At 69.2% G+C, this 19334-nt stretch carries 18 protein-coding genes; 10 read left to right on the top strand and 8 right to left on the bottom strand.

Annotated features, from left to right (window positions below; genetic code table 11):
* Positions 1-5 precede the first annotated feature (5 nt).
* From GV007_RS01085 to ftsY, 4 genes are all read right to left on the bottom strand, one after another.
* Complete coding sequence (locus GV007_RS01085; RefSeq protein WP_160070634.1) at positions 6-1373, bottom strand: MFS transporter; 1368 nt, start codon at positions 1371-1373, stop codon at positions 6-8.
* An 87-nt stretch (positions 1374-1460) separates the two neighbouring features.
* The gene (locus GV007_RS01080) at positions 1461-1856 is read right to left on the bottom strand and encodes a hypothetical protein (protein WP_160070633.1); all 396 of its coding nucleotides are present in this window, start codon (positions 1854-1856) and stop codon (positions 1461-1463) included.
* A gap of 115 nt (positions 1857-1971) precedes the next feature.
* Positions 1972-2403 (bottom strand): hypothetical protein, encoded by a 432-nt coding sequence (locus GV007_RS01075; protein WP_160070632.1) that lies wholly within the window; start codon positions 2401-2403, stop codon positions 1972-1974.
* Positions 2404-2471: 68 nt separating this feature from the next.
* Positions 2472-3347: a signal recognition particle-docking protein FtsY gene (gene ftsY / locus GV007_RS01070; protein ID WP_104332234.1), complete on the bottom strand. Its 876-nt coding sequence runs from the start codon at positions 3345-3347 to the stop codon at positions 2472-2474.
* A gap of 100 nt (positions 3348-3447) precedes the next feature.
* Between ftsY and GV007_RS01065 the strand changes: the two genes are divergently transcribed.
* Together GV007_RS01065 and GV007_RS01060 are read left to right on the top strand one after the other, a co-directional pair.
* Complete coding sequence (locus tag GV007_RS01065; RefSeq protein WP_160070631.1) at positions 3448-4014, top strand: histidine phosphatase family protein; 567 nt, start codon at positions 3448-3450, stop codon at positions 4012-4014.
* Between the two features lie 210 nt (positions 4015-4224).
* Positions 4225-5328 (top strand): TerC/Alx family metal homeostasis membrane protein, encoded by a 1104-nt coding sequence (locus tag GV007_RS01060; protein WP_160070630.1) that lies wholly within the window; start codon positions 4225-4227, stop codon positions 5326-5328.
* A 1206-nt stretch (positions 5329-6534) separates the two neighbouring features.
* Here GV007_RS01060 and GV007_RS01055 read toward each other — a convergent pair.
* From GV007_RS01055 to tkt, 4 genes are all read right to left on the bottom strand, one after another.
* Positions 6535-9156, bottom strand: coding sequence for a DEAD/DEAH box helicase (locus GV007_RS01055; protein ID WP_160070629.1), 2622 nt, complete (start codon positions 9154-9156; stop codon positions 6535-6537).
* A gap of 171 nt (positions 9157-9327) precedes the next feature.
* Positions 9328-10107, bottom strand: coding sequence for an isocitrate lyase/PEP mutase family protein (locus GV007_RS01050; protein WP_160070628.1), 780 nt, complete (start codon positions 10105-10107; stop codon positions 9328-9330).
* Between the two features lie 156 nt (positions 10108-10263).
* A complete protein-coding gene (locus GV007_RS01045; RefSeq protein WP_160070627.1) occupies positions 10264-10845 on the bottom strand; it encodes a nitroreductase family protein in 582 nt (193 codons plus the stop codon).
* Positions 10846-11010: 165 nt separating this feature from the next.
* A complete protein-coding gene (tkt, locus tag GV007_RS01040) occupies positions 11011-13077 on the bottom strand; it encodes a transketolase (RefSeq protein ID WP_160070626.1) in 2067 nt (688 codons plus the stop codon).
* Positions 13078-13230: 153 nt separating this feature from the next.
* Between tkt and GV007_RS01035 the strand changes: the two genes are divergently transcribed.
* The 8 genes from GV007_RS01035 to GV007_RS01000 all read left to right on the top strand — a co-directional run bounded on the left by GV007_RS01035 (position 13231) and on the right by GV007_RS01000 (position 19297).
* A complete protein-coding gene (locus tag GV007_RS01035) occupies positions 13231-13986 on the top strand; it encodes a GntR family transcriptional regulator (protein ID WP_160070625.1) in 756 nt (251 codons plus the stop codon).
* 6 nt (positions 13987-13992) lie between these two features.
* Positions 13993-14442, top strand: a complete 450-nt coding sequence (locus GV007_RS01030; protein ID WP_160070624.1) for a PTS sugar transporter subunit IIA — start codon at positions 13993-13995, stop codon at positions 14440-14442.
* Positions 14439-14729, top strand: a complete 291-nt coding sequence (locus tag GV007_RS01025) for a PTS sugar transporter subunit IIB (protein WP_160070623.1) — start codon at positions 14439-14441, stop codon at positions 14727-14729. Before GV007_RS01030 ends, GV007_RS01025 begins: the two co-directional genes overlap by 4 nt.
* Positions 14730-14801: 72 nt before the next feature.
* On the top strand, positions 14802-16262 hold the full coding sequence (locus GV007_RS01020) for a PTS ascorbate transporter subunit IIC (RefSeq protein ID WP_160070622.1): 1461 nt from the start codon (positions 14802-14804) through the stop codon (positions 16260-16262).
* A 102-nt stretch (positions 16263-16364) separates the two neighbouring features.
* Positions 16365-17009 carry an HAD-IA family hydrolase gene (locus GV007_RS01015; RefSeq protein WP_160070621.1) on the top strand — a complete coding sequence of 215 codons (645 nt, stop codon included), beginning with the start codon at positions 16365-16367 and terminating at the stop codon, positions 17007-17009.
* Positions 17010-17064: 55 nt separating this feature from the next.
* On the top strand, positions 17065-17784 hold the full coding sequence (locus GV007_RS01010; RefSeq protein ID WP_160070620.1) for an NUDIX domain-containing protein: 720 nt from the start codon (positions 17065-17067) through the stop codon (positions 17782-17784).
* A complete protein-coding gene (locus tag GV007_RS01005) occupies positions 17777-18670 on the top strand; it encodes a dihydrodipicolinate synthase family protein (RefSeq protein WP_228503033.1) in 894 nt (297 codons plus the stop codon). The genes GV007_RS01010 and GV007_RS01005 overlap by 8 nt, the downstream gene beginning before the upstream one ends.
* Positions 18671-18688: 18 nt before the next feature.
* On the top strand, positions 18689-19297 hold the full coding sequence (locus GV007_RS01000; protein WP_236558228.1) for a 2'-5' RNA ligase family protein: 609 nt from the start codon (positions 18689-18691) through the stop codon (positions 19295-19297).
* Positions 19298-19334 lie beyond the last annotated feature (37 nt).

Here is a 19334-nt window from a genome sequence, read left to right as displayed (position 1 = left end):
CACGATCAGCTCGCCGCGGGCGCAGGCTCCGTCTTCGGGTTGCGCACGCCGAGCCACGAGCTGAGCGCGCCGGCGAACAGCAGGCCCGCCGTGACGAACATGAGCGGCTGGAAGCTGTCCACGTCGATCGTGCCCCCGGCGATGACGCCGATCATGGCGATCGCGACGAGCCCGGCCACGCGGGAGATGGCGTTGTTCGTCGCCGAGCCGATGCCCGACTGCGTCGTCGGCACGGAGCCGAGGATGGCGGACGTGAGCGGTGCAACCGTCATCGAGAGGCCGACGGAGAAGACGAGCACGCCAGGCAGCACCTGAGTCCAGTAGTTCACCTCGGCGCCAAGCCCCGAGTACAGGAGGGTGCCGACACCCGCCAGGATCGGCCCGACCGTCATGAAGAGGCGCGGCCCGAAGCGCCCGCTCAGCGAACCGAACCACGACGAGAGGGCAACGTTCGCGATCGAGGTCGGCAGCGTCGCCAGCGCCGCGAAGGTCGCGCTGAACCCAGCGACCTGCTGCAGGAAGATGGCGAGCACGAACCCGCCGAGCGACAGCGCCGCGTAGACGAAGACCGTGGCGATGTTGCCGGCCCAGAAGTTGCGGATGCGGAACAGCCCGAGCGGCAGCATCGGATGGGGCGCGCGAGCCTGCCAGACGAGGAACGCCGCGAAGCTCAGCAGACCGAGGACCAGCGGCAGGAGCACGACGGGACTCCCCCACCCGTAGTTGCCCTGCTCGATGAGCGCGAACACCGGCCCGCCGAGGCCCAGGAACCCGAGGACCGCGCCGAGCACGTCGATGCGGCCACCCGAAGGCGCATCGAAGCCGGCGCCGAGGCGGGTGAGCATCCACAGCGTCACGAGGATCGGGATGACGTTGATGCCGAACACGAGCCGCCACGTCAGGTAGTCGGCGGCGAGGCCACCCAGGAACGGGCCGGCGAGGAATGCCGCACCCGTCCACGCCGTCCAGGTGCCGATCGCCTTCGCCTGGGCCGCGTCCCGGAATGCCGAGATGATGAGCGCCAGCGAACTCGGAACGAGCAGCGCCCCCGCGACCCCCTGCAGCGCCCGCGCGACGATGACGAACTCGGGAGTCGGCGACAGCGCGATGGCGACGCTCGTCACCCCGAAGCCGATGAGCCCGAACCGCAGAACCGAGATGCGCCCGAACACGTCGGACAGGGAACCCGCGAGCAGGATGAGCGAGCCGAGGGTGATGAGGTACGCGTCCACGATCCACTGCTGCGTGCCGAGGCCGCCGCCGAGCTCCGAGACCATCGCGGGCAGCGCGACGTTCGTCACCGACCCGTCGAGAAAGGCGACGAAGGACGAGAGGATCGCGATGACGAGGATCTGGCGTTGCTGGCGGGTCACGAGGCAGGCAACCCGTCCCGGCCGCCATTCCTTCCGCGATCCCGAGAATTCGAGGATTTGTCTCGCGGCATGGGAAAACCGAGCGCGCTACACGCTTCGGACATCTTCTGGATGGCCCGCACCGTCCGAGTCCCGCTCTGCATCAGCTGCCATGCGGCGCAGGATCGACGGCCGCAGCAGCTCGAAGCGCAGCATCTCCGGCAGGGGCTCGTCGCGGAACACTGGGAGGCTCTTCCACCGCAGCGCGCTGGCGACGGCGTTGGCGGCGACCGCGACGACGACGTAGATGGCGCTTATCCAGGTGAGCGACGGGAAGGCGAAGGACACCAGCAGCCCAGCACCGATGAGACTCGCCATAGCGAAGGCCTTCACCGGCCACGAGGTCACGGGCACCGTCCCGAGCGCGAGGAACACGCCGCCGCCGCCCGCGAGCACCACCGCGAGCGCGTAGGCAAGGAACACGAACAGCCCATCCGTCATCATGAGCGACCTCCTCGGCACGTGGCCTGAAGCGTACTCCCAAGGGCCGACAAGCCGGTGAGCGTCTGTGCCGCCGAGCTCTCGGTGAGGCGCAGCGCGGCGCGCAAGCGGACCCGCGCTAGCGCCTCGGACCCCGCTGCCGCCGAGCGTCGGGGTCGGCGCCGCGACCGCCCTGCCTGCGGAGCCGCTCGTCCTCCAGCTGCACCGCATCCGCGCCCATCCGCCGCAGGATGTCCGGGCGCAGCAGGACAAGCCGGAACAGCTCAGGCAGCCGGGCCCCGCTCAGCTGCGGGAGCCTCCTCCACCGGAGCGCGCTTGTCACCGCGTTCGCGACGACGACGACCAGCGCGAAGACCAGGCCGATCCACGGCGGCGAAACCAGGTCGGACAAGATCAGCAGCACCCCGCCGAGCATGCTCACCATCGCGAGCACCGTCACCGGCCACGACCGGACCGGCACCCCGCCGACTCCGAGCAGGACTCCGCCGGCTCCCGCGAGGGCCACCGCGAGTGCGGACGAGAGGACAGCGATCACTCCGTCAGGTTCCACAGCAGCCTCCTCCTTCTCCTCCGCGAAGGGAGTCCACCAGACTCCCTCCCCTCATCGATCAGCAGCGGTCAGCCGACGAGCTTCTCCGCGAACACGTGCGGAGTGAAGCCGGCGAGGTCGTTGATGCCCTCACCCTGGCCGATGAGCTTGATGGGCAGGCCCGTGCGCTCCTGCACGGCCAGCACGAAGCCGCCCTTGGCGGAGCCGTCGAGCTTCGTCACAACGAGGCCCGTCACGCCAGCGTGCTGGATGAAGGCCTCGGCCTGCGCGACACCGTTCTGCCCCGTCGTCGCGTCCAGGACGAGCAGCACCTCGGAGATGGGGGCGAGCTTCTCGACCACGCGGCGGATCTTCGACAGCTCGTCCATGAGGCCGCTCTTCGTCTGCAGGCGGCCAGCCGTGTCGATGACCACCATCTCGAGTCCCTCGCGCATGGCGATCTCCACCGCCTGGTAGGCGACGGAGGCCGGATCCTGGCCGTGCTGCTGCGGGCGCACGATGCCCGCGCCGGCGCGCTGCGCCCACGTCGCGAGCTGGTCCACGGCGGCCGCGCGGAACGTGTCGGCCGCCGCGACGACCACCGTGCGGCCGTTGATGCGGAGGAAGTTGGCGAACTTGCCGATCGTCGTCGTCTTGCCGACGCCGTTCACCCCGACCACGAGCGTCACCGCAGGACGCTCCCGGAGGTTCAGCGTCGTGTCGAACTTCGACAGGCGCTCCTCGATGAGCTCGCGGAGCATCCGCTTCAGGTCCTTGGGGTCCTCCGTGTGGAACCGAGCGACCTGGTCGCGCAGCTGCTCGACGATCTCGTCGGTGATGTCGGGCCCGAAATCGGCCGTGATCAGCGCCTCCTCGAGGTCGTCCCACGTCGTCTCATCGATCTTCTGCCTGCCGAACATGCCGCGCAGAGCGCCGGACAGTGACCAGGGAGTGCGTTCAGCCATGTGCCAAGCGTAGTCAGCGCTCTGACACCATGGGAGTTCGCCCCTCAGCCAACGGCAGAATCCTGAACAGGCAGCGGGCGGAATTCTCGAATGGAGCACTATGCGCATCGGCCTCATCCGCCACGGCGAAACCGACTGGAACGCGACCGGACTCCTGCAAGGAGCCACCGACATCCCGCTGAACTCCCGGGGCCTCGACCAGGCGAACGACGCTGCCGGGCTGCTCGTCGGCCAGGGCTGGAGCCACCTCTACAGCTCCCCGCTGTCGCGTGCGCGAACCACGGCCGAGATCATCGGCCAGGGCACGGGCCTCGGAGCCCCCACGCTGCTGCCCGGCATCATCGAGCGCAGCTTCGGGGAGCTCGAGGGGCAGAAGTACTGGATGCCGGACGGCACTCGCCGTCCACTCGACCACCCGAGCATCGAGCCGACCGGCGTCGTCGTCGAGCGGTCGCTGGCCGCCATCGCGGAAGTCGCAGCAGCGCACCCCGACGAGGACTCGCTCATCGTCTGCCACGGCAGCGTCATCCGCCTCGTGCTCACCTCGATCCTCGGCGTCCAGGCCCCCCACATCGGCAACCTCGCTCTCAGCATCCTGCGACCCGGCGCCGACGGGGCCCTCGTCGTCACCCTCCTGAACGGCTACCCGCTCGTCCCGACCCCGTAGCTGCACCCGGGCCTTCGCTCACAGCTTCGATCCCACCCCTGGTGCCACCCCTCCCGCGGTGTACTATGAGCTTCGTTGAAGGGGAGTATTCCTCCTGCGGCGCGCTCGTCATCACGGCGACTGTCATCAGTCACCCGGGCGCGTCGGTCGGTTTCTGCCGACGGAAGAGACCTTCGGCCGATTCGCCGAACTCACCCCTCCGGAGGACCCGTGGACGTTCCCATTTGGATCTGGGCGGTGACCATTGCCGTGGTCATCGGCTTCTTCGTATTCGACTTCTTCACGCACGTGAAGACGCCGCACGAACCGAGCCTCAAGGAAGCCGGCTGGTGGTCGATCTTCTACATCGCGCTCGCCGTCGTCTTCATGGTCGCGCTCGGCTTCGTGTGGGACTGGCAGCACGCGGGCGAGTTCATCGCCGGCTACACCACTGAGAAGGCGCTGTCCGTCGACAACCTCTTCATCTTCCTCATCATCATGACGAGCTTCAAGGTGCCGAAGATCGCGCAGCAGAAGGCGCTGCTCATCGGCATCGCCATCGCGCTCGTCATGCGCTTCGCCTTCATCATCGCGGGCGCCGCGATCCTCGAAGCCTGGGTCTCCGTCTTCTACATCTTCGCCGCCTGGCTGCTCTACATGGCCGTCAAGCAGGCCATCGACTCCTTCAAGGACGAAGAGCCCGAGATGCCCAAGTGGGTCGGCCTCGTGCGCAAGATCATCCCCGCCAGCGAGCACTACGACGGCGACAAGTGGAAGATCCTCGAGAACGGCAAGAAGGTCTGGACGCCGCTCATCCTGGTCATCGTGGCCCTCGGCTTCACCGACCTGCTCTTCGCGCTCGACTCCATCCCCGCCATCTTCGGCATCACGCAGGAGCCCTACCTCGTCTTCATGGCGAACGCGTTCGCGCTCATGGGCCTTCGCCAGCTGTACTTCCTCATCGGCGGACTCCTCGAGCGTCTCGTCTTCCTCGACCTCGGCCTCGCGTTCATCCTCGGCTTCATCGGCGTGAAGCTCATGTTCCACGCCCTCCACGAGAACGAGCTGCCGTTCATCAACGGCGGCGAACCGCTCCTCTGGATCCCCGAGATCCCGATCTGGCTGTCGCTCACGTTCATCTTCGGCGTGCTCATCGTCGCCACGATCGCGAGCATCATCTACACCCGCGCCAAGGGCGACGACGCACCGAGCACCGTCGGCTCGGCGGCTGGCGGCCCAGAGGCCGCTGCTGCAGGCGTCGAGGGCACCACGCCAGACGCTGCGGAGGCCACGGACGCGGCCCCCGTCACGAGTCACGAGCCCGACCGACGCTAGCCGGAGCCCGACAGACACCAGCAACGCCGAAACCGGATGCACGCGCCAGTCGCGAGCATCCGGTTTCGGCGTTCGTGCTGAGGGGAACGTCTGTGCGGAAGGGAACGTCTGTGCGGAAGGGAGCGTCTGTGCGGAAGGGAGCGAGGAGCCGCGAGAGCGGGGACCTGTGCGCCCTCCGGTGCCCTGCTGCACACCAGGGGTCCGCGCATCCGCGTGCCCAGCTGTGGGTGCGTGACCACCAGGTCTGCGGACGCACTGGCACAGACCTGTGGCACACGCACCTGGCCCCGGCCAGCCGCCTGCACAACCCCCAGGTCTGCAGAAGGCTGCAGCGCAAACCTGTGGCGCAGACACCTGGCCCCGGTCAGGCACCTGCACAACCCCCAGGTCTGCAGAAGGCTGCAGCGCAAACCTGTGGCGCAGACACCTGGCCCCGGTCAGGCACCTGCACAACCCCTAGGTCTGCAGAAGGCAGCAGCACAGACCTGTGGCACAGGCACCTGGCCCCGGTCAGGCACCTGCACAACCCCCAGGTCTGCAGAAGGCTGCAGCGCAAACCTGTGGCGCAGACACCTGAGCTTGGCCAGGCGCGTGCCCAACCCCCAGGTCTGCGGACGCACTGGCACAGACCCGTGGCACAGGCACCTGACGCAGACCGGAAGCCTGCGCAAGCCCCAGGCCTGCAGACGCGCGAGCACAGACCTGTGGCACAAGCACCGGAGCTCGGTCAAGCGGGTGCGCAACCCCCAGGCCTGCGGACGCACTGGCACAGACCTGTGGCACACGCACCTGAGCTCAGCCAGGCGCGTGCGCAAGCCCCCGGTCTGCAGACGCGCCGGCACAGACCTGTGGCACACGCACCTGACCCCGGGCAGGCACCTGCACAACCCCCAGGTCTACGGAAGGCCCCCGCGCAAACCTGTGGCGCAGACACCTGAGCTTGGCCGGGCGCGTGCACAACCCCCAGGTCTGCAGACGCGCGGGCACAGACCTGTGGCGCACGCACCTGGCCCCGGCCACGTGCCTGCGCAAGTCCCAGGTCTGCAGATGCACTGGCACAGACCTGTGGCGCACGCACCGGAACTCGGTCAAGCGGGTGCACAAGCCCCAGGTCTGCGGAACGTCCCGGAGGACACCCCTGGCGTGTGGCCGGAGTGCCGCCGCGCTTGGCAGGCGGCGCCCAGCAGGCAGCGCCCGGCGCGCGGCCTAGAGCCGCGCGACCTCGGTCACGCGCACGATGGCCTCGCCCGCCTCGTGCGACTCGGCGAGGTCCACCTCGGCGCGGATGCGCCAGTCGTGGTCGCCCGCCGGGTCGTCGATGATCTGCTCCACGCGCCACACGCCGCTCCAGAGGCCGCCGGACTGGCGCCCCTCGGAGTCGTCGATCGTGAGGAGCTTCGGTGACCTGGCCGCCGCATCCACCCCCATCGTGTCGTGGTCGGCGAAGTAGTCGTCGAGGGCCTTCGACCAGTCGACGTCAGGATCGAGCTCGCTGAGCGCCTCGTCTCGCTCGAGGGCCGCGAGCTGCACGCGGCGGAACATCTCGTTGCGCACGAGCACCGTGAAGGCGCGGCGGTTGCCGACGACACTGGGCGGCGCGGGAGGCACGACCGGTTCGTCGCTCGCGGCCTGCTGCTCCGGATCGACGAGGGAAGCCCATTCGTCGATGAGGCTCGAGTCGACCTGCCGAACGAGCTCGCCGAGCCACTCGATGATGTCGAGCAGCTCCTCGGTCTTCGCCTCATCAGGCACCGTCTGGCGGATCGCCTTGTACGCGTCGCTCAGGTAGCGGAGCACGAGCCCCTCGCTGCGCATGAGCTGGTAGAAGTTCACGTACTCCGCGAAGCTCATGGCCCGCTCGAACATGTCGCGCACCACAGACTTCGGCGAGAGCTCGAAGTCGCGCACCCACGGCTCGTGCTGCGCGAACAGCTCGAACGACTGGGCAAGCAGGCCCTCGAGCGGCTTCGGGTGCGTGACCTCCTCGAGTCGCTCCATGCGCTCGTCGTACTCGATGCCGTCGGCCTTCATCTGCGCGACCGCCTCGCCTCGCGCCTTGAACTGCTGCTGCGAGAGCACGGGACGCGGGTCGTCGAGGGTGGCCTCGATGATGCTGACCACGTCGAGCGCGTAGTGGCCGGAGCCGACGGCACCCTCGCCGCTCGTGTTCTCCTCGGAGCCGCGGTCGCCGGGGGCAGCCTCGGCCTCCGGGTCGAGCAGCTCGATGGCGGCGAGCGCAAACGGCGACAGGGGCTGGTTGAGGGCGAAGTTCGCCTGCAGATCGACGGTGAGCGTGATGCGGCCCTGCCGGCCGATCTCGACGATGCCGGCCGTCACGAGCGTGCGGAAGATGCCGATCGCGCGCAACGCCAGCTCCCGCTGGCGGGCGGGTTTCTCGTGGTTGTCGTAGACGAGCCTCTTGGCATTGCCGAAGACGTCTCCCCCGCGAGCGATGACGTTGATGATCATCGACGCCGTGATGTGCATGTGCGAGGTGAGCGGCTCAGGCTCGGCCGACACGAGCTTCTCGAACGACTTCTCGCCCCATGAGACGAAGCCCTGCGGCGCCTTCTTCTTGACGATGCGCTTGCGCTTCTTCTCGTCGTCTCCGGCCTTGCGCACGGCTGCGGCGTTCTCGATCTCGTGCTCGGGCGCCTCGACGACGACCGTGCCGGCCGTGTCGTAGCCCGCGCGTCCGGCACGCCCCGCGATCTGGTGGAACTCGCGCGCCGAGAGGTGCCGCATCCGCTGCCCGTCGAACTTCGCGAGCGCCGTGATGAGCACCGTGCGGATGGGCACGTTGATGCCGACGCCGAGGGTGTCGGTTCCGCAGATGACCCGCAGGAGCCCCTTCTGCGCGAGCGTCTCGACGAGGCGTCGGTAGCGGGGCAGCATGCCGGCGTGATGCACGCCGATGCCGGCGCGCACATACCGGGACAGCACTTTGCCGAACGCGGTCGTGAAGCGGAAGCCGCCGATCGCATCGGCGATGGCATCGCGTCCGGCGCGGTCGACGACCTTCAGGCTCGACAGCGCCTGCGCGCGTTCGATGGCAGCGGCCTGCGAGAAGTGCACGATGTAGATGGGCGTCTTGCGCTCCTCCACGAGCTTCTCGACGGTCTCGTGCGTCGGCGCGACCACGTAGGAGAAGTCGAGCGGCACTGGGCGCTCGACGCCCGTCACGAGGGACACGTCACGCTGCGTACGCCGCTCGAGGTCCTCGACGATCTCGGTGACGTCGCCGAGGGTCGCCGACATGAGCAGGAACTGCACGTCCGGCAACATGAGCAGCGGCAGCTGCCACGCCCACCCGCGGTCGGGGTCGCCGTAGTAGTGGAACTCGTCCATGACGACCTGGTCGACGTCGGCGTCGGCGCCTTGGCGCAGGGCGAGGTTAGCGAGGATCTCGGCGGTGCAGCAGATGATGGGCGCATCCGGGTTCACGGAGCTGTCGCCCGTGACCATGCCCACGTTCGCGGCGCCGAAGATCTCGACGAGGGCGAAGAACTTCTCGCTCACGAGCGCCTTGATCGGCGCCGTGTAGTAGCTGCGGCCGCCCTGCGCGAGGCAGGCGGCATGGGCTGCGATCGCGACCAGCGACTTGCCCGTGCCCGTCGGCGTCGAGAGGATCACGTGCGCCTCGGAGACGAGCTCCATGACGGCTTCCTCCTGCGCCGGGTACATCGTGATGCCGCGGCTCGTCGTCCACAGCTCGAACGCCTCGAACATGGAGTCCGCGTCGTACGGGTCGGGCAGGAGCGTCACGAGGCCCAGCTTGGGCTCTGGGATGGCGGGGGCTGGGGCGGGGGTGCCGTCGACGGAAGTCATTGCGTCCATCGTCCCACGCCGGGAGGGAAGAGGGAGGAGGGGAGGAGGCCGGGTCCCCGAGGCCCCCGGCCCCCCAGACGCCGAGAGCGGACTTGTGGTCGTCAACCGTGAGGGTTGACGACCACAAGTCCGCTCTGCGTCTCGCCCCGTTCGGGGCATGGATGCTCGTGCCTAGTTGAGGGCCGGGGTGTCAGTCGGGATGACCCCATTGCCGTACAGGTCGATGGCGAGGTCGCGCAGCGCGCGCAGGGCGACCCGCTGCGTGAGCGGTCCGTAGGAGACGCGGGCGACGCCCAGCTCCTGGAACTCGGCGGCGGTGAGAGCGCCTGGGAGGCCGATGACGGACAGCTTGCCGGCGCCGAGGCCCTCGACGAGCGGCTCCACCGTCTCGCGGGTGACCGCGCCGGGGACGAAGACGAGGGACGCACCCGCATCGAGGAACGCGCGACCGCGCGCGATGGCGTCGTCGATGCTCTCCGAGATGGGGCGCTCGCCGCCGCGCGCGATGGCGTCGGTGCGGGCGTTGAGCTGGAAGTTGACGCCCTCGGCCTCAGCGGCGCGGATGATCGCGGCGACGCGGGCGACGGACTCGTCGAACGGCCGCAGGCGGTCCTCGACGTTCGCCCCGACGATGCCGAGGCCGATCGCGCGACGGATGGTCTCCGCCGGGTCGTCGTAGCCGTCGTCGAGGTCTGCCGTGACGGGCAGGTCCACCGCATCCACGATGACCTTCGCCCCTGCGAGGGCGATGTCGAGCGACATGCCGCCGTCCGGGTAGCCGTAGGAGGCCGCGATCGAGTGGCCCGCGGTCGCGATGGCCTGCGTCTCCGGGAGGGCCGCAACCGTCTGGGCGCTGATCGCGTCCCACACGTTCACGACTCGGAGGATCTCCGGGGCCTGGTGAAGTTCAGCCAAACGGTTGGCGCGGTCGGCGGTGCTGACATCTGTCATTGTGCGCTCCTCTGCTCCTGCTGTCATGAAGTTGGGTCCTGCGGTGCCGGGGCTCGGTGCCCGGAACCGGCGGTAGGGACGTCCGCCGTCAACGTGTATACGCCACGCGGCTGGGGCGAGCCGGGATGCGGCGTCGCCCGCTGCGATCTGTCGCGCTCAGCGCTCGATCTGGGCGAAGTCGGTGAGCTCGCGGCGTGAGCGAGGCGAGGCGTCGCGGGCGCGGATCTCCTCGCTCACGGCGTCGGAGTCGTCGTGCTGGCCGACGGCGATGACCGTGATGGGAGTGCGGCCCGCAGGCAGGTCCAGGGCTTCGGCGAGGGCATCCACGTGGATGCCGCCCAGCTGGTGCGTGTGGAGGCCGCGCGATTGCGCCTCGATCGAGAGGTGTGCGGCGACCTGGCCGGCGTCGTATTCGGCCCAGCGCAGGGGCTTTCCATCGCGTTCGTGCTCGACGGTGACCGCGATCAGCAGGGACGCCCGGTCGGCCCAGGCGAGGTTGAAGTCCATGAGGGTGCCGTAGATCTTGTCGAACGTCGCCGTGCCGCGGACGCCGGCGACAAGCGTCGTGGGCTGCGTGTTGCTCGCCGACGGGGTCCAGCGCCCCGCCTCGAAGATGGCCGTGAGGTCTTCATCTGCGATGGCGTGGTTCGCGTCGAAGCCGCGGGGGCTCCAGCGGTCGGAGAGGGCGTCGAGGATCGGGACGGAGGTCGTATTGCGGACGGTCAGCTGCTCGGTCATGGGTCTCCGTTCGAAGCGCGATGCGCGGGGTCTGTGGGGCGTGGTCGTTGCCACCCGAAGGACAACAACCGCTTGTACCTGCAAGCTATTCCTGTGACCTGGGACCGCCGGGTTACATGACGCCGCGTTGCACCGACGAGGCTCGTCGGTGCAACGCGGGGAGCCTCACGCAGAGCGGCTGATCGTCGCCCGCACCGCCTCGACGACTCGCTCGGCGGTCATGCCGCGGGCTGCAAGCGCCTGGTCGGCGGGCGCCGAGAGGCCGAACTCGTCGATGCCGACGATCTCGCCGTGCGCGCCGGCGAGGTCGTGCCAGCCGAACGAGGTCGCAGCCTCGACGATCACGCGAGCCGTGAGCTGGCTCGGGATGACGGCCTCGCGGTAGTCGGCGTCCTGGGCCGCGAACCATTCGCGACTCGGCATGGAGACGACCCGGACGAGCACGCCGCCGGCGGCGAGACGTTCCGCGGCCTCGAGGGCGAGCGCCACCTCGCTGCCCGTCGCGATGACGACGGCTGCGGGCGATTCGACGTCGGAGACGACGTACCCGCCGCGGGGCACGCCCTCACGGACCGCGTCGGCCGGCAGGTCAAGGACCGGCACGCCCTGGCGACCGAGCACGAGTCCGCTCGGCCGCTCGCTGCGAGCGATGGCGCTCCAGGCGGCCACGGTCTCGTTCGCGTCTGCGGGGCGCACGACCGTGAAGCCGGGGATGGCGCGCAGGCTCGCGAGGTGCTCGATGGGCTGGTGCGTCGGCCCGTCCTGGCCGAGCGCGACCGAGTCGTGGGACCACACGTAGGTCACCGGCACTCCCATGAGCGAGGCCAGGCGGATGGAGGGGCGCTGGTAGTCGCTGAAGACCAGGAACGTGCCGGCGAAGACGCGCCAGCCGCCGGAGAGGGCGATGCCGTTCATGGCGGCGGCCATCGCGTGCTCCCTGACTCCCCAGTGGATGTTGCGCCCGGCGTAGGAGCCCAGCTCGGTGGAGGGCGGCAGGAACGAGCCGCCGTCGTGGATGGCTGTGCGGTTCGGTTCCGCGAGGTCCGCCGAGCCGCCCCAGAGCGAAGGAGTCGCTGCGGCGAGGGCCTGGATGGCGGCACCGGAGGCGTCTCGAGTGGAGACGCTCGTGCCGATCTCGAACGAGGGCAGCAGGCTGTCCAGGTCGGTGGGCAGGTGGCGGGAGGCGAAGGCTGCGTGCGCGGCGGCAAGCTCTGGCCTGCCCGCCCGCCACGCTGCGGCGTCCGCGTCCCAGCGTGCGTGCAGCTCGGCGCCGCGGTCGACGGCCTTCCTCGCGGTGCGCAGGACATCGTCGGCGATCTCGAATGGCCCCGTCGTGACTCCGAGCACCTCCCGGAGAGCGGATGCCTCGACGGCACCAAGTGGTGCGCCGTGCGAGGCAGCGGTGCCGACGGCACCGGGGGAGGGGAACGCGATCTGCGACTTCACGATCACGAGGCGCGGCTTCCCGACGGGGCCGGGGGTGCTGAGATGCGCATCCACTGCGGCTGTGTCGACCTCGCCGTCGGCCCGGAGCTCGACCTCCTCGACGTGCCACCCCTGGGCGCGGAAGCGGTCGGCGGTCCGTTCGCTGCTCGTCAGGCGGGTGTCGCCCTCGATCTGGATGTCGTTGTCGTCGTAGACCACGGTGAGGTTGTCGAGGCCGAGGCGACCGGCGAGTGCACCGGCTTCGTAGGAGATGCCTTCCTGCAGGTCGCCGTCAGAGGCCAGCACCCAGACGCGGCGGTCGAAGATCGACTCGCCAGCGTCTGCGTCGGCGTCGAAGAGCGCGCGCTCGTGCGCGAACCCCATGGCCATGCCGACGGCCGTGCCGAGGCCCTGGCCGAGCGGTCCCGTGGTCGTCTCGACGCCTGCCGTGTGCCCGTATTCGGGGTGTCCCGGGGTGCGGGAGTCGAGGGTGCGGAACGCGCGGATGTCGTCGAGCGTGACGTCGTAGCCGGTCAGGTGCAGCTGCGTGTAGAGGAGGATGCTGGCGTGCCCGCAGGAGAGGACGAAGCGGTCGCGTCCGGCCCACTCGGGGTCTCTGGGGTCGTGGCGGATGTGCTTCTGGAAGAGCAGCGTCGCGAGCGGCGCGAGCGCGATCGCGGCCCCCGGGTGGCCGGATTTCGCCTGCTCGACGGCGTCGAGCGAGAGCAGTCGCGCGGCGATGACGACGTCGGCGTCGAGGTCGTTGTCGAGGGTCGCGTCGGGGGAGGGCTCCGTGGTGAGTGTCATGGAGTGATTATGTCGTCATAACGACTTGGGAAGCAAGCCGCAGGAAGCCCGGAAAATCAGGGGTGCGTGCTCGGCGTTGCGCTCTGTCGAGCTTCGTGTCATCATGACGACATAACGAATGCAGTTGGCACAGATGAGCGCGAGGAGGCGATCATGGAGGCAAACGCCGGCACCAGCAAGTACCTGGCGGTGCGCAAGAGCCTGCTCGAGCGGGTATCGACGATGGAGATCGGCGAACGGCTCCCGGCCGAGCCCACCCTGTGCGCGGAGTTCGAAGTGAGCCGGATCACGCTCCGGCACGCTGTCGACGGGCTCGTCCAAGACGGCAGGCTCACGCGAGAGCACGGACGAGGGACCTTCGTCTCCGAACCGCAGGCCGGCGTCCACTACCCCGAGCGATTCGCCGACGAGGTCACCGGCTTCCACCGTCAGCAGACCTCGGCAGGGCACACCGTCAAGACGCGTGTGCTCCGGCAAGGCCTCGCGCCGGCCTCCGAGAGCATCGCGAAGCTCCTCGGCATCGACTTCGCCGCAACCGTCGTCGAACTCGTCCGCCTGCGCTACGTGAACGACCAGCTGCACCAGTACGTCGTCACGTACCTGCCCTACGAGCGCTTTCCCGACGCACAGACCGCCGACTTCTCCGAGGCGTCCCTGTACGCGTACCTGAACGAGCGCTACGGCGTGACCCTGCACCGCAACGACCTCGTCGTGACCGTCGAGGAGGCAACTCCCGAGATCGCCCTCAACCTCGACATCCCCGTCGGGATGCGGCTCCTCGGCATCTCCTCGACCGTGTTCGACGCCGATGGCCGGGCCGTGGCAGAAGGCACGGCCTGGCACACGCCGGAGAACAGCGAGATCTCACTGAGCCTGCGCTCGAGCGGCGCACCTTCACAGGAGGACTGACCGAACATGATCGACCATCTGAGCCCCGAGAACATCCGCTTCGCCGACCACGTCGAAGGGTGGCGCGACGCGATCGAACTCGTCAGCGAACCCCTCCTCGAATCGGCCGCGATCACACGGCAGTACGTGGATGCGATGCTCGCGTCTATCGCCGCAGGCGGCACCTACATCGACCTCGGCTACGGCATCGCCCTGGCGCACTCGCGCCCCGAGCACGGCGTGCTCGAGACCGGGCTCTCCGCCCTCTGGGTCCGCCCCGCGGTGCTGCTCAACGACGAACCCGCGCATCCCATAACGCTCTTCCTCTGCCTCGCGGCGACCGACTCATCGAGTCACCTCGCCACGATGGCCAAGCTCGGAGAGCTCCTCACCGACGACGCAGCCCGCAACTCCCTGCTCGCTGCGACAACGACCGCCGAAGTCATGGCGGTCCTGAACGCAGGAGAACATCAATGACGAAATTCCTCGCAGTCTGCAGCTCAGGCCTCGGCAGCAGCTTCATGGTCCACCTCAACATCGAGAAGGTCCTCAAGGAGCTCGGCGTCACCGACGTGACCGTCGACCACGCCGACCTCGGCTCCGTGAGCCGCGGTGACGCCGACACCATCTTCGTCGGACGCGACATCGCGGAAGCTGCCCAGGACCTCGGCGACGTCGTCGCCCTCGACAGCATCATCGACTTGAACGAGCTGCGCGCCAAAGTCGGCGAAGCACTCAACCGCAACGGCATCGCGACCGCGTAGCCGGCCCCTCCTTCTCCCCACTTTCCGGAGCGCTCTCCCGCGTCTTCGGCTCCATCGAAAGGACAGCATCCGATGGATGCAGTACTCGATGTCTTCTTGGACATCTTCACCCAGCCCGCCGTCATCGTCGCGCTCATCGCCCTGATCGGGCTCGCGGTCCAGGGCAAGGGCTTCAGTGACGTGCTGAAGGGCACGGTCCGCACGCTCGTCGGCTTCCTCGTGCTCGCGGCCGGCGCCGGCGTCGTCGTCGGGTCCCTCGACCCGTTCGGCGTGATGTTCCAGGCCGCCTTCGACGTGCAGGGCGTCGTGCCCAACAACGAGGCCATCGTCGCGCAGGTGCTGCTCGACTACGGCGCCGCGGCCGCGCTCATCTTCTTCTTCGGCATGGTCGTCAACATCTTCCTGGCCGCGACGACGCGCTTCAAGTACGTCTACCTCTCGGGTCACGTGGCGTTCTACATCGCGGCGATGTTCGCCGTCATCTTCGGCGCGGCCGGATTCGAGCCGTGGGCCGTCATCCTCTGGGGCTCGATCGCCCAGGGCATCTACATGGTCGTCTCGCCGGCGCTCGTGCAGCCGTTCATGCGCAAGGTCACCGGCACCGATGACGTCGCCCTCGGCCACACGGGAGGCACCGGCATCGCGCTGAGCGGCCTCGTGGCCCTCGCAACCCGCGGCAAGGGAACCTCCAAGTCCACGGAGGACCTGAACTTCCCGAAGGGCCTCGGCTTCCTCCGCGACACCACGGTCATCGTCGCCATCTCGATGGCGATCATCTACGTCATCGTCGGCCTCTTCGCGGGCGCCGACTACATCGAGACCGAGCTGTCCGACGGCCAGAACTTCATCGTCTTCCTGCTCCTGCAGGCCGCGACGTTCTCCGCGGGCGTGTTCATCATCCTCGCCGGTGTCCGCGTCGTGCTGGCCGAGATCGTCCCCGCCTTCAAGGGCATCTCCGAGAAGCTCGTCAAGAACGCGAAGCCGGCGCTCGACGTGCCGATCGTCTTCACCTTCGCACCGAACGCCGTGCTCATCGGCTTCCTCTCGAGCTTCGTCGGCGGCATCGTCGCGATGCTCGCGATGGTCGGCATGGGAACGACGATCATCGTCCCGGGCGTCGTCGCGCACTTCATGACCGGCGCGGCATCCGGTGTCATCGGCAACGCTGCAGGCGGGCGCCGTGGCGCTGTGCTCGGCGCTTTCGCGAACGGTGTCGCGATCTCGTTCCTGCCGCTCCTCCTCCTGCCGGTGCTCGGCGAGGTCGGCCTCGCGAACTCGACGTTCTCGGACGCCGACTACGGAGTCTTCGGTCTGCTGCTCGGTGGCCTCTCCATCGCCGGTGGCCAGATCGCCATCGTCGTGGGCCTCTTCGTCGCACTCGCCATCCTCTACACGCTCACCCTCGTGCTCGGTCGCCGCGACCGCGCGAAGCTGCGCGCCGAGGTTGCGGACATCGACGAGTCGGCGCAGCTCGGTTCAGCCACGGCTTCGGCTGGAGCGTCCACCTCGACGGGTTCAGGCTCCCGCCGCTAAGGCAGCGCAACGCACGCGAGCAGGGCGGGAACACACGTTCCCGCCCTGCTCGCGTCGCTGCCGGCCCGCACCACCCTTCCTCCAGCTCTCGAAAGGGCACAGATGACCTCCACCGTCCACCCCGTCGCCGGGTTCCTGTTCGACTGCGACGGCGTCCTCGTCGACTCGCTCGAAGCCGCCGCGGTCGCCTGGGACTCGTGGGCTGAGACCCACGCGCCCGGCTACGACTTCCGCACGCAGGTCGAGCACGGCGTGCGCGCCGCGGACACGGTGGCGCAGCTGGTGTCGCCCGACTCGTTCGCCGGGGCCTTCGCCGCCCTCGAAGCCGCGGAGATCGCGGGAGCGGATGCGACGCTCGCCATACCTGGCTCCATCGACCTCACGACGAGCATCCCCGACGCCAGCTTCGCCGTTGTCACCTCCGGTACCCGGGGCCTCGCGGAGGCGAGACTGCTCGCAGCGGGCCACCGCGTCCCGGCCGCGCTCGTGACCGCCGAGAGTGTCACGAAGGGCAAGCCGGACGCCGAACCCTACCGGCGAGGAGCCCAGCTGCTCGGGCTCGACCCGGCCGACTGCGTCGCGCTCGAGGATGCCCCGGCGGGCGTGGAAGCGGCTCGAGCCGCAGGAGTCGGATTCATCATCGGTGTCGGCGACCACCTCGAAGGTGCCGTCGTCGACGCTCACGTTCTCGACCTCCGCGCGCTGAGCTACGAGGATGGCCGCCTGTCGATCGCCGACGCGCTCTAGAAGTTCCCACGCCGCCCGTCTTGCTCTCGCTGGGCGCATGAAGCATCGTTAGGCCATGTCGTCTCACGAGCACGCACTCACCCACGGTCACCTCGGCGTCGACGTGCCCGACAGTCGTGGCCGCACCGGGCTCGACCAGGCTGGTCGCGAGCTGACCGGCAACCCGAACGTCGAGATCGAGAACGTCGAGGTCACCTCCGACGGGTGGCACGTGCTGCGTCGCACCACGTTCCGCTACCGCGGACGCGACGGCGAGTGGGCGACGCAGCAGCGCGAGACCTACGACCGCGGCAACGGCGCCACGATCCTCCTCTACGACCTCGAGAGCCGGAAAGTGCTGCTCGGCCGCCAGTTCCGCTACCCCGTCTACGTCAACGGGCACCCCGACGGCATGCTGCTCGAGACCGCGGCCGGCCTCCTCGACGGAGACTCGCCGGAAGACGCCATCCGCCGCGAAGCCGAGGAGGAGCTCGGCGTTGTCGTCGGCGAGGTGACGCCCGTCTTCGAGCTGTTCATGAGCCCGGGTTCCGTGACCGAGAGCATCCACTTCTTCGCGGCCCCCTGGTCGGCGGGCACCCCGGTCACCGGTGGTGGCGGTGTCGAGGAGGAGGGCGAGGAGATCGAATCCGTCGCGCTCGACTTCGATGAGGCGCTTCGCATGGTCGCCAGCGGTGAGATCCAGGACGCCAAGACCGTGCTCCTCCTGCAATGGGCCGCCCTGAACCTGGCGTGGCCCGCCGCGAACGCCGACGCCCAAGGGGGAGCCCATGTCTGATTCGCTGTTCGAGGGCGTCAGCGCCTTCCCCCTCACGCCCGTCACATCGGCGGGCATCGATGCAGCGAGCTATGCGGCGCTCGTCGAACGGCTCCAGTCGGCCGGCGTCGACTCCATCAGCGCCCTCGGCTCGACCGGCAGCTACGCCTACCTCGACCTCGCCGAACGGGCAGCCGTCGCGAAGCTCACCGTCCAGCACGCTGGCGCTGTTCCCGTCATCGTCGGCATCGGCGCCCTCCGCACCCGCGACGTGCTCGAGAACCTGCGCTCCGCGGAGGACGCGGGGGCCTCGGCGGTCCTGCTCGCTCCCGTCTCCTACCAGCCCCTCACCGAAGACGAGGTGTACGGGTTGTACGAGGACGTGGCCGCCACCTCGGGCATCCCGATCATCGTCTACGACAACCCGACCACCACCGGGATCGTCGTGAGCGACACCCTGCACGCGCGCATCGCCGGCCTCGACCTCGTGCGATCCATCAAGATCCCGCCGGCATCGCTCGACGTCGCCCAGGTGAGCGCCCGCGTCACCGCCCTCCGCGACGAGGTCGGCTCGCCCATCTCCGTCGGCATCAGCGGAGACCCATATGCGGCCGCCGGGCTGCTCGGCGGCTGCGACGTCTGGTACTCGGTGCTCGCGGGAGTCCTGCCCGAGCCCTGCCTCGCCATCACACGAGCCGCCCTCGGCGGGGAGGCGGAACTCGCGATGAGCCTCTCCGCGCGACTCGACCCGCTGTGGGAGCTGTTCCGCGCGCACGGCAGCTACCGGGTCGCATCCGCCATCGCCGCCCAGCTCGGCCTCGTGCCGACCGTGAACCTCCCGCGGCCCGTCCACGAGCTCGACGCCGCAGGGCAGCGTGCCGTCGCCGGCGCACTCCGCGCTCTCTGAGGTGCTGGAGCGTGAGCCGTGAGTGACATCGTCAGCCTCGAGCTGCTGTTCGACACCGCTACCGAGACGCAGATCCGGGAGGAATGGCGGGTGCTGCGGGAGCTGCGCGTGTCCAGCATGGGCGCGCACACCGGGGCCAGCAACCGTCCGCACCTGTCGCTGCTCGTTCGCAGTCCGTCGCCAGATGATGCGCGCGGCGAGGGGGAGAGTGCGCCTGCTGACGCGGCTTCCGGCCAAGCGGGTCCTGGCGGGCCGCCCCTGCTCGACATCGATGCCGTCCGGGATGCAGTAGGCGGCTTGCCGATCGCCCTCACGCTCGGCGGGCCGCAGCTGTTCACGTCCGGAACGCGCGCCGTCCTGGCCCGCAGCGTCGTGCCATCCGCTGGCCTGCTCGAGTTCCATGCCCAGCTGCATGAGCGTGCGGGCGACGCGGAGATCGCAGTCGACCTGCCGCACACGACGCCAGGGACCTGGACGCCGCACGTGACGCTCGCCCGGCGCCTGAAGCTCGCCGACCTGGAGCGGGCGGTGTCCGCACTCGAGCTGGCGCCGCTGCACGCACTGGCCACCGAGCTTCGGCTCTGGGATGCGCGCGTCGGCACCGTCCAGCTGCTCCGCGGCGCCTGACCCTCTCGCCCTCGCCTGCCCTCGCCCTCGCCTGCCC

This window comes from Pseudoclavibacter sp. 8L (genome assembly GCF_902506465.1).
Lineage (GTDB): Bacteria > Actinomycetota > Actinomycetes > Actinomycetales > Microbacteriaceae > Pseudoclavibacter.
Note: the sequence above shows the minus strand (reverse complement) of the source record. Positions and strands in the feature narration are given on the sequence as shown.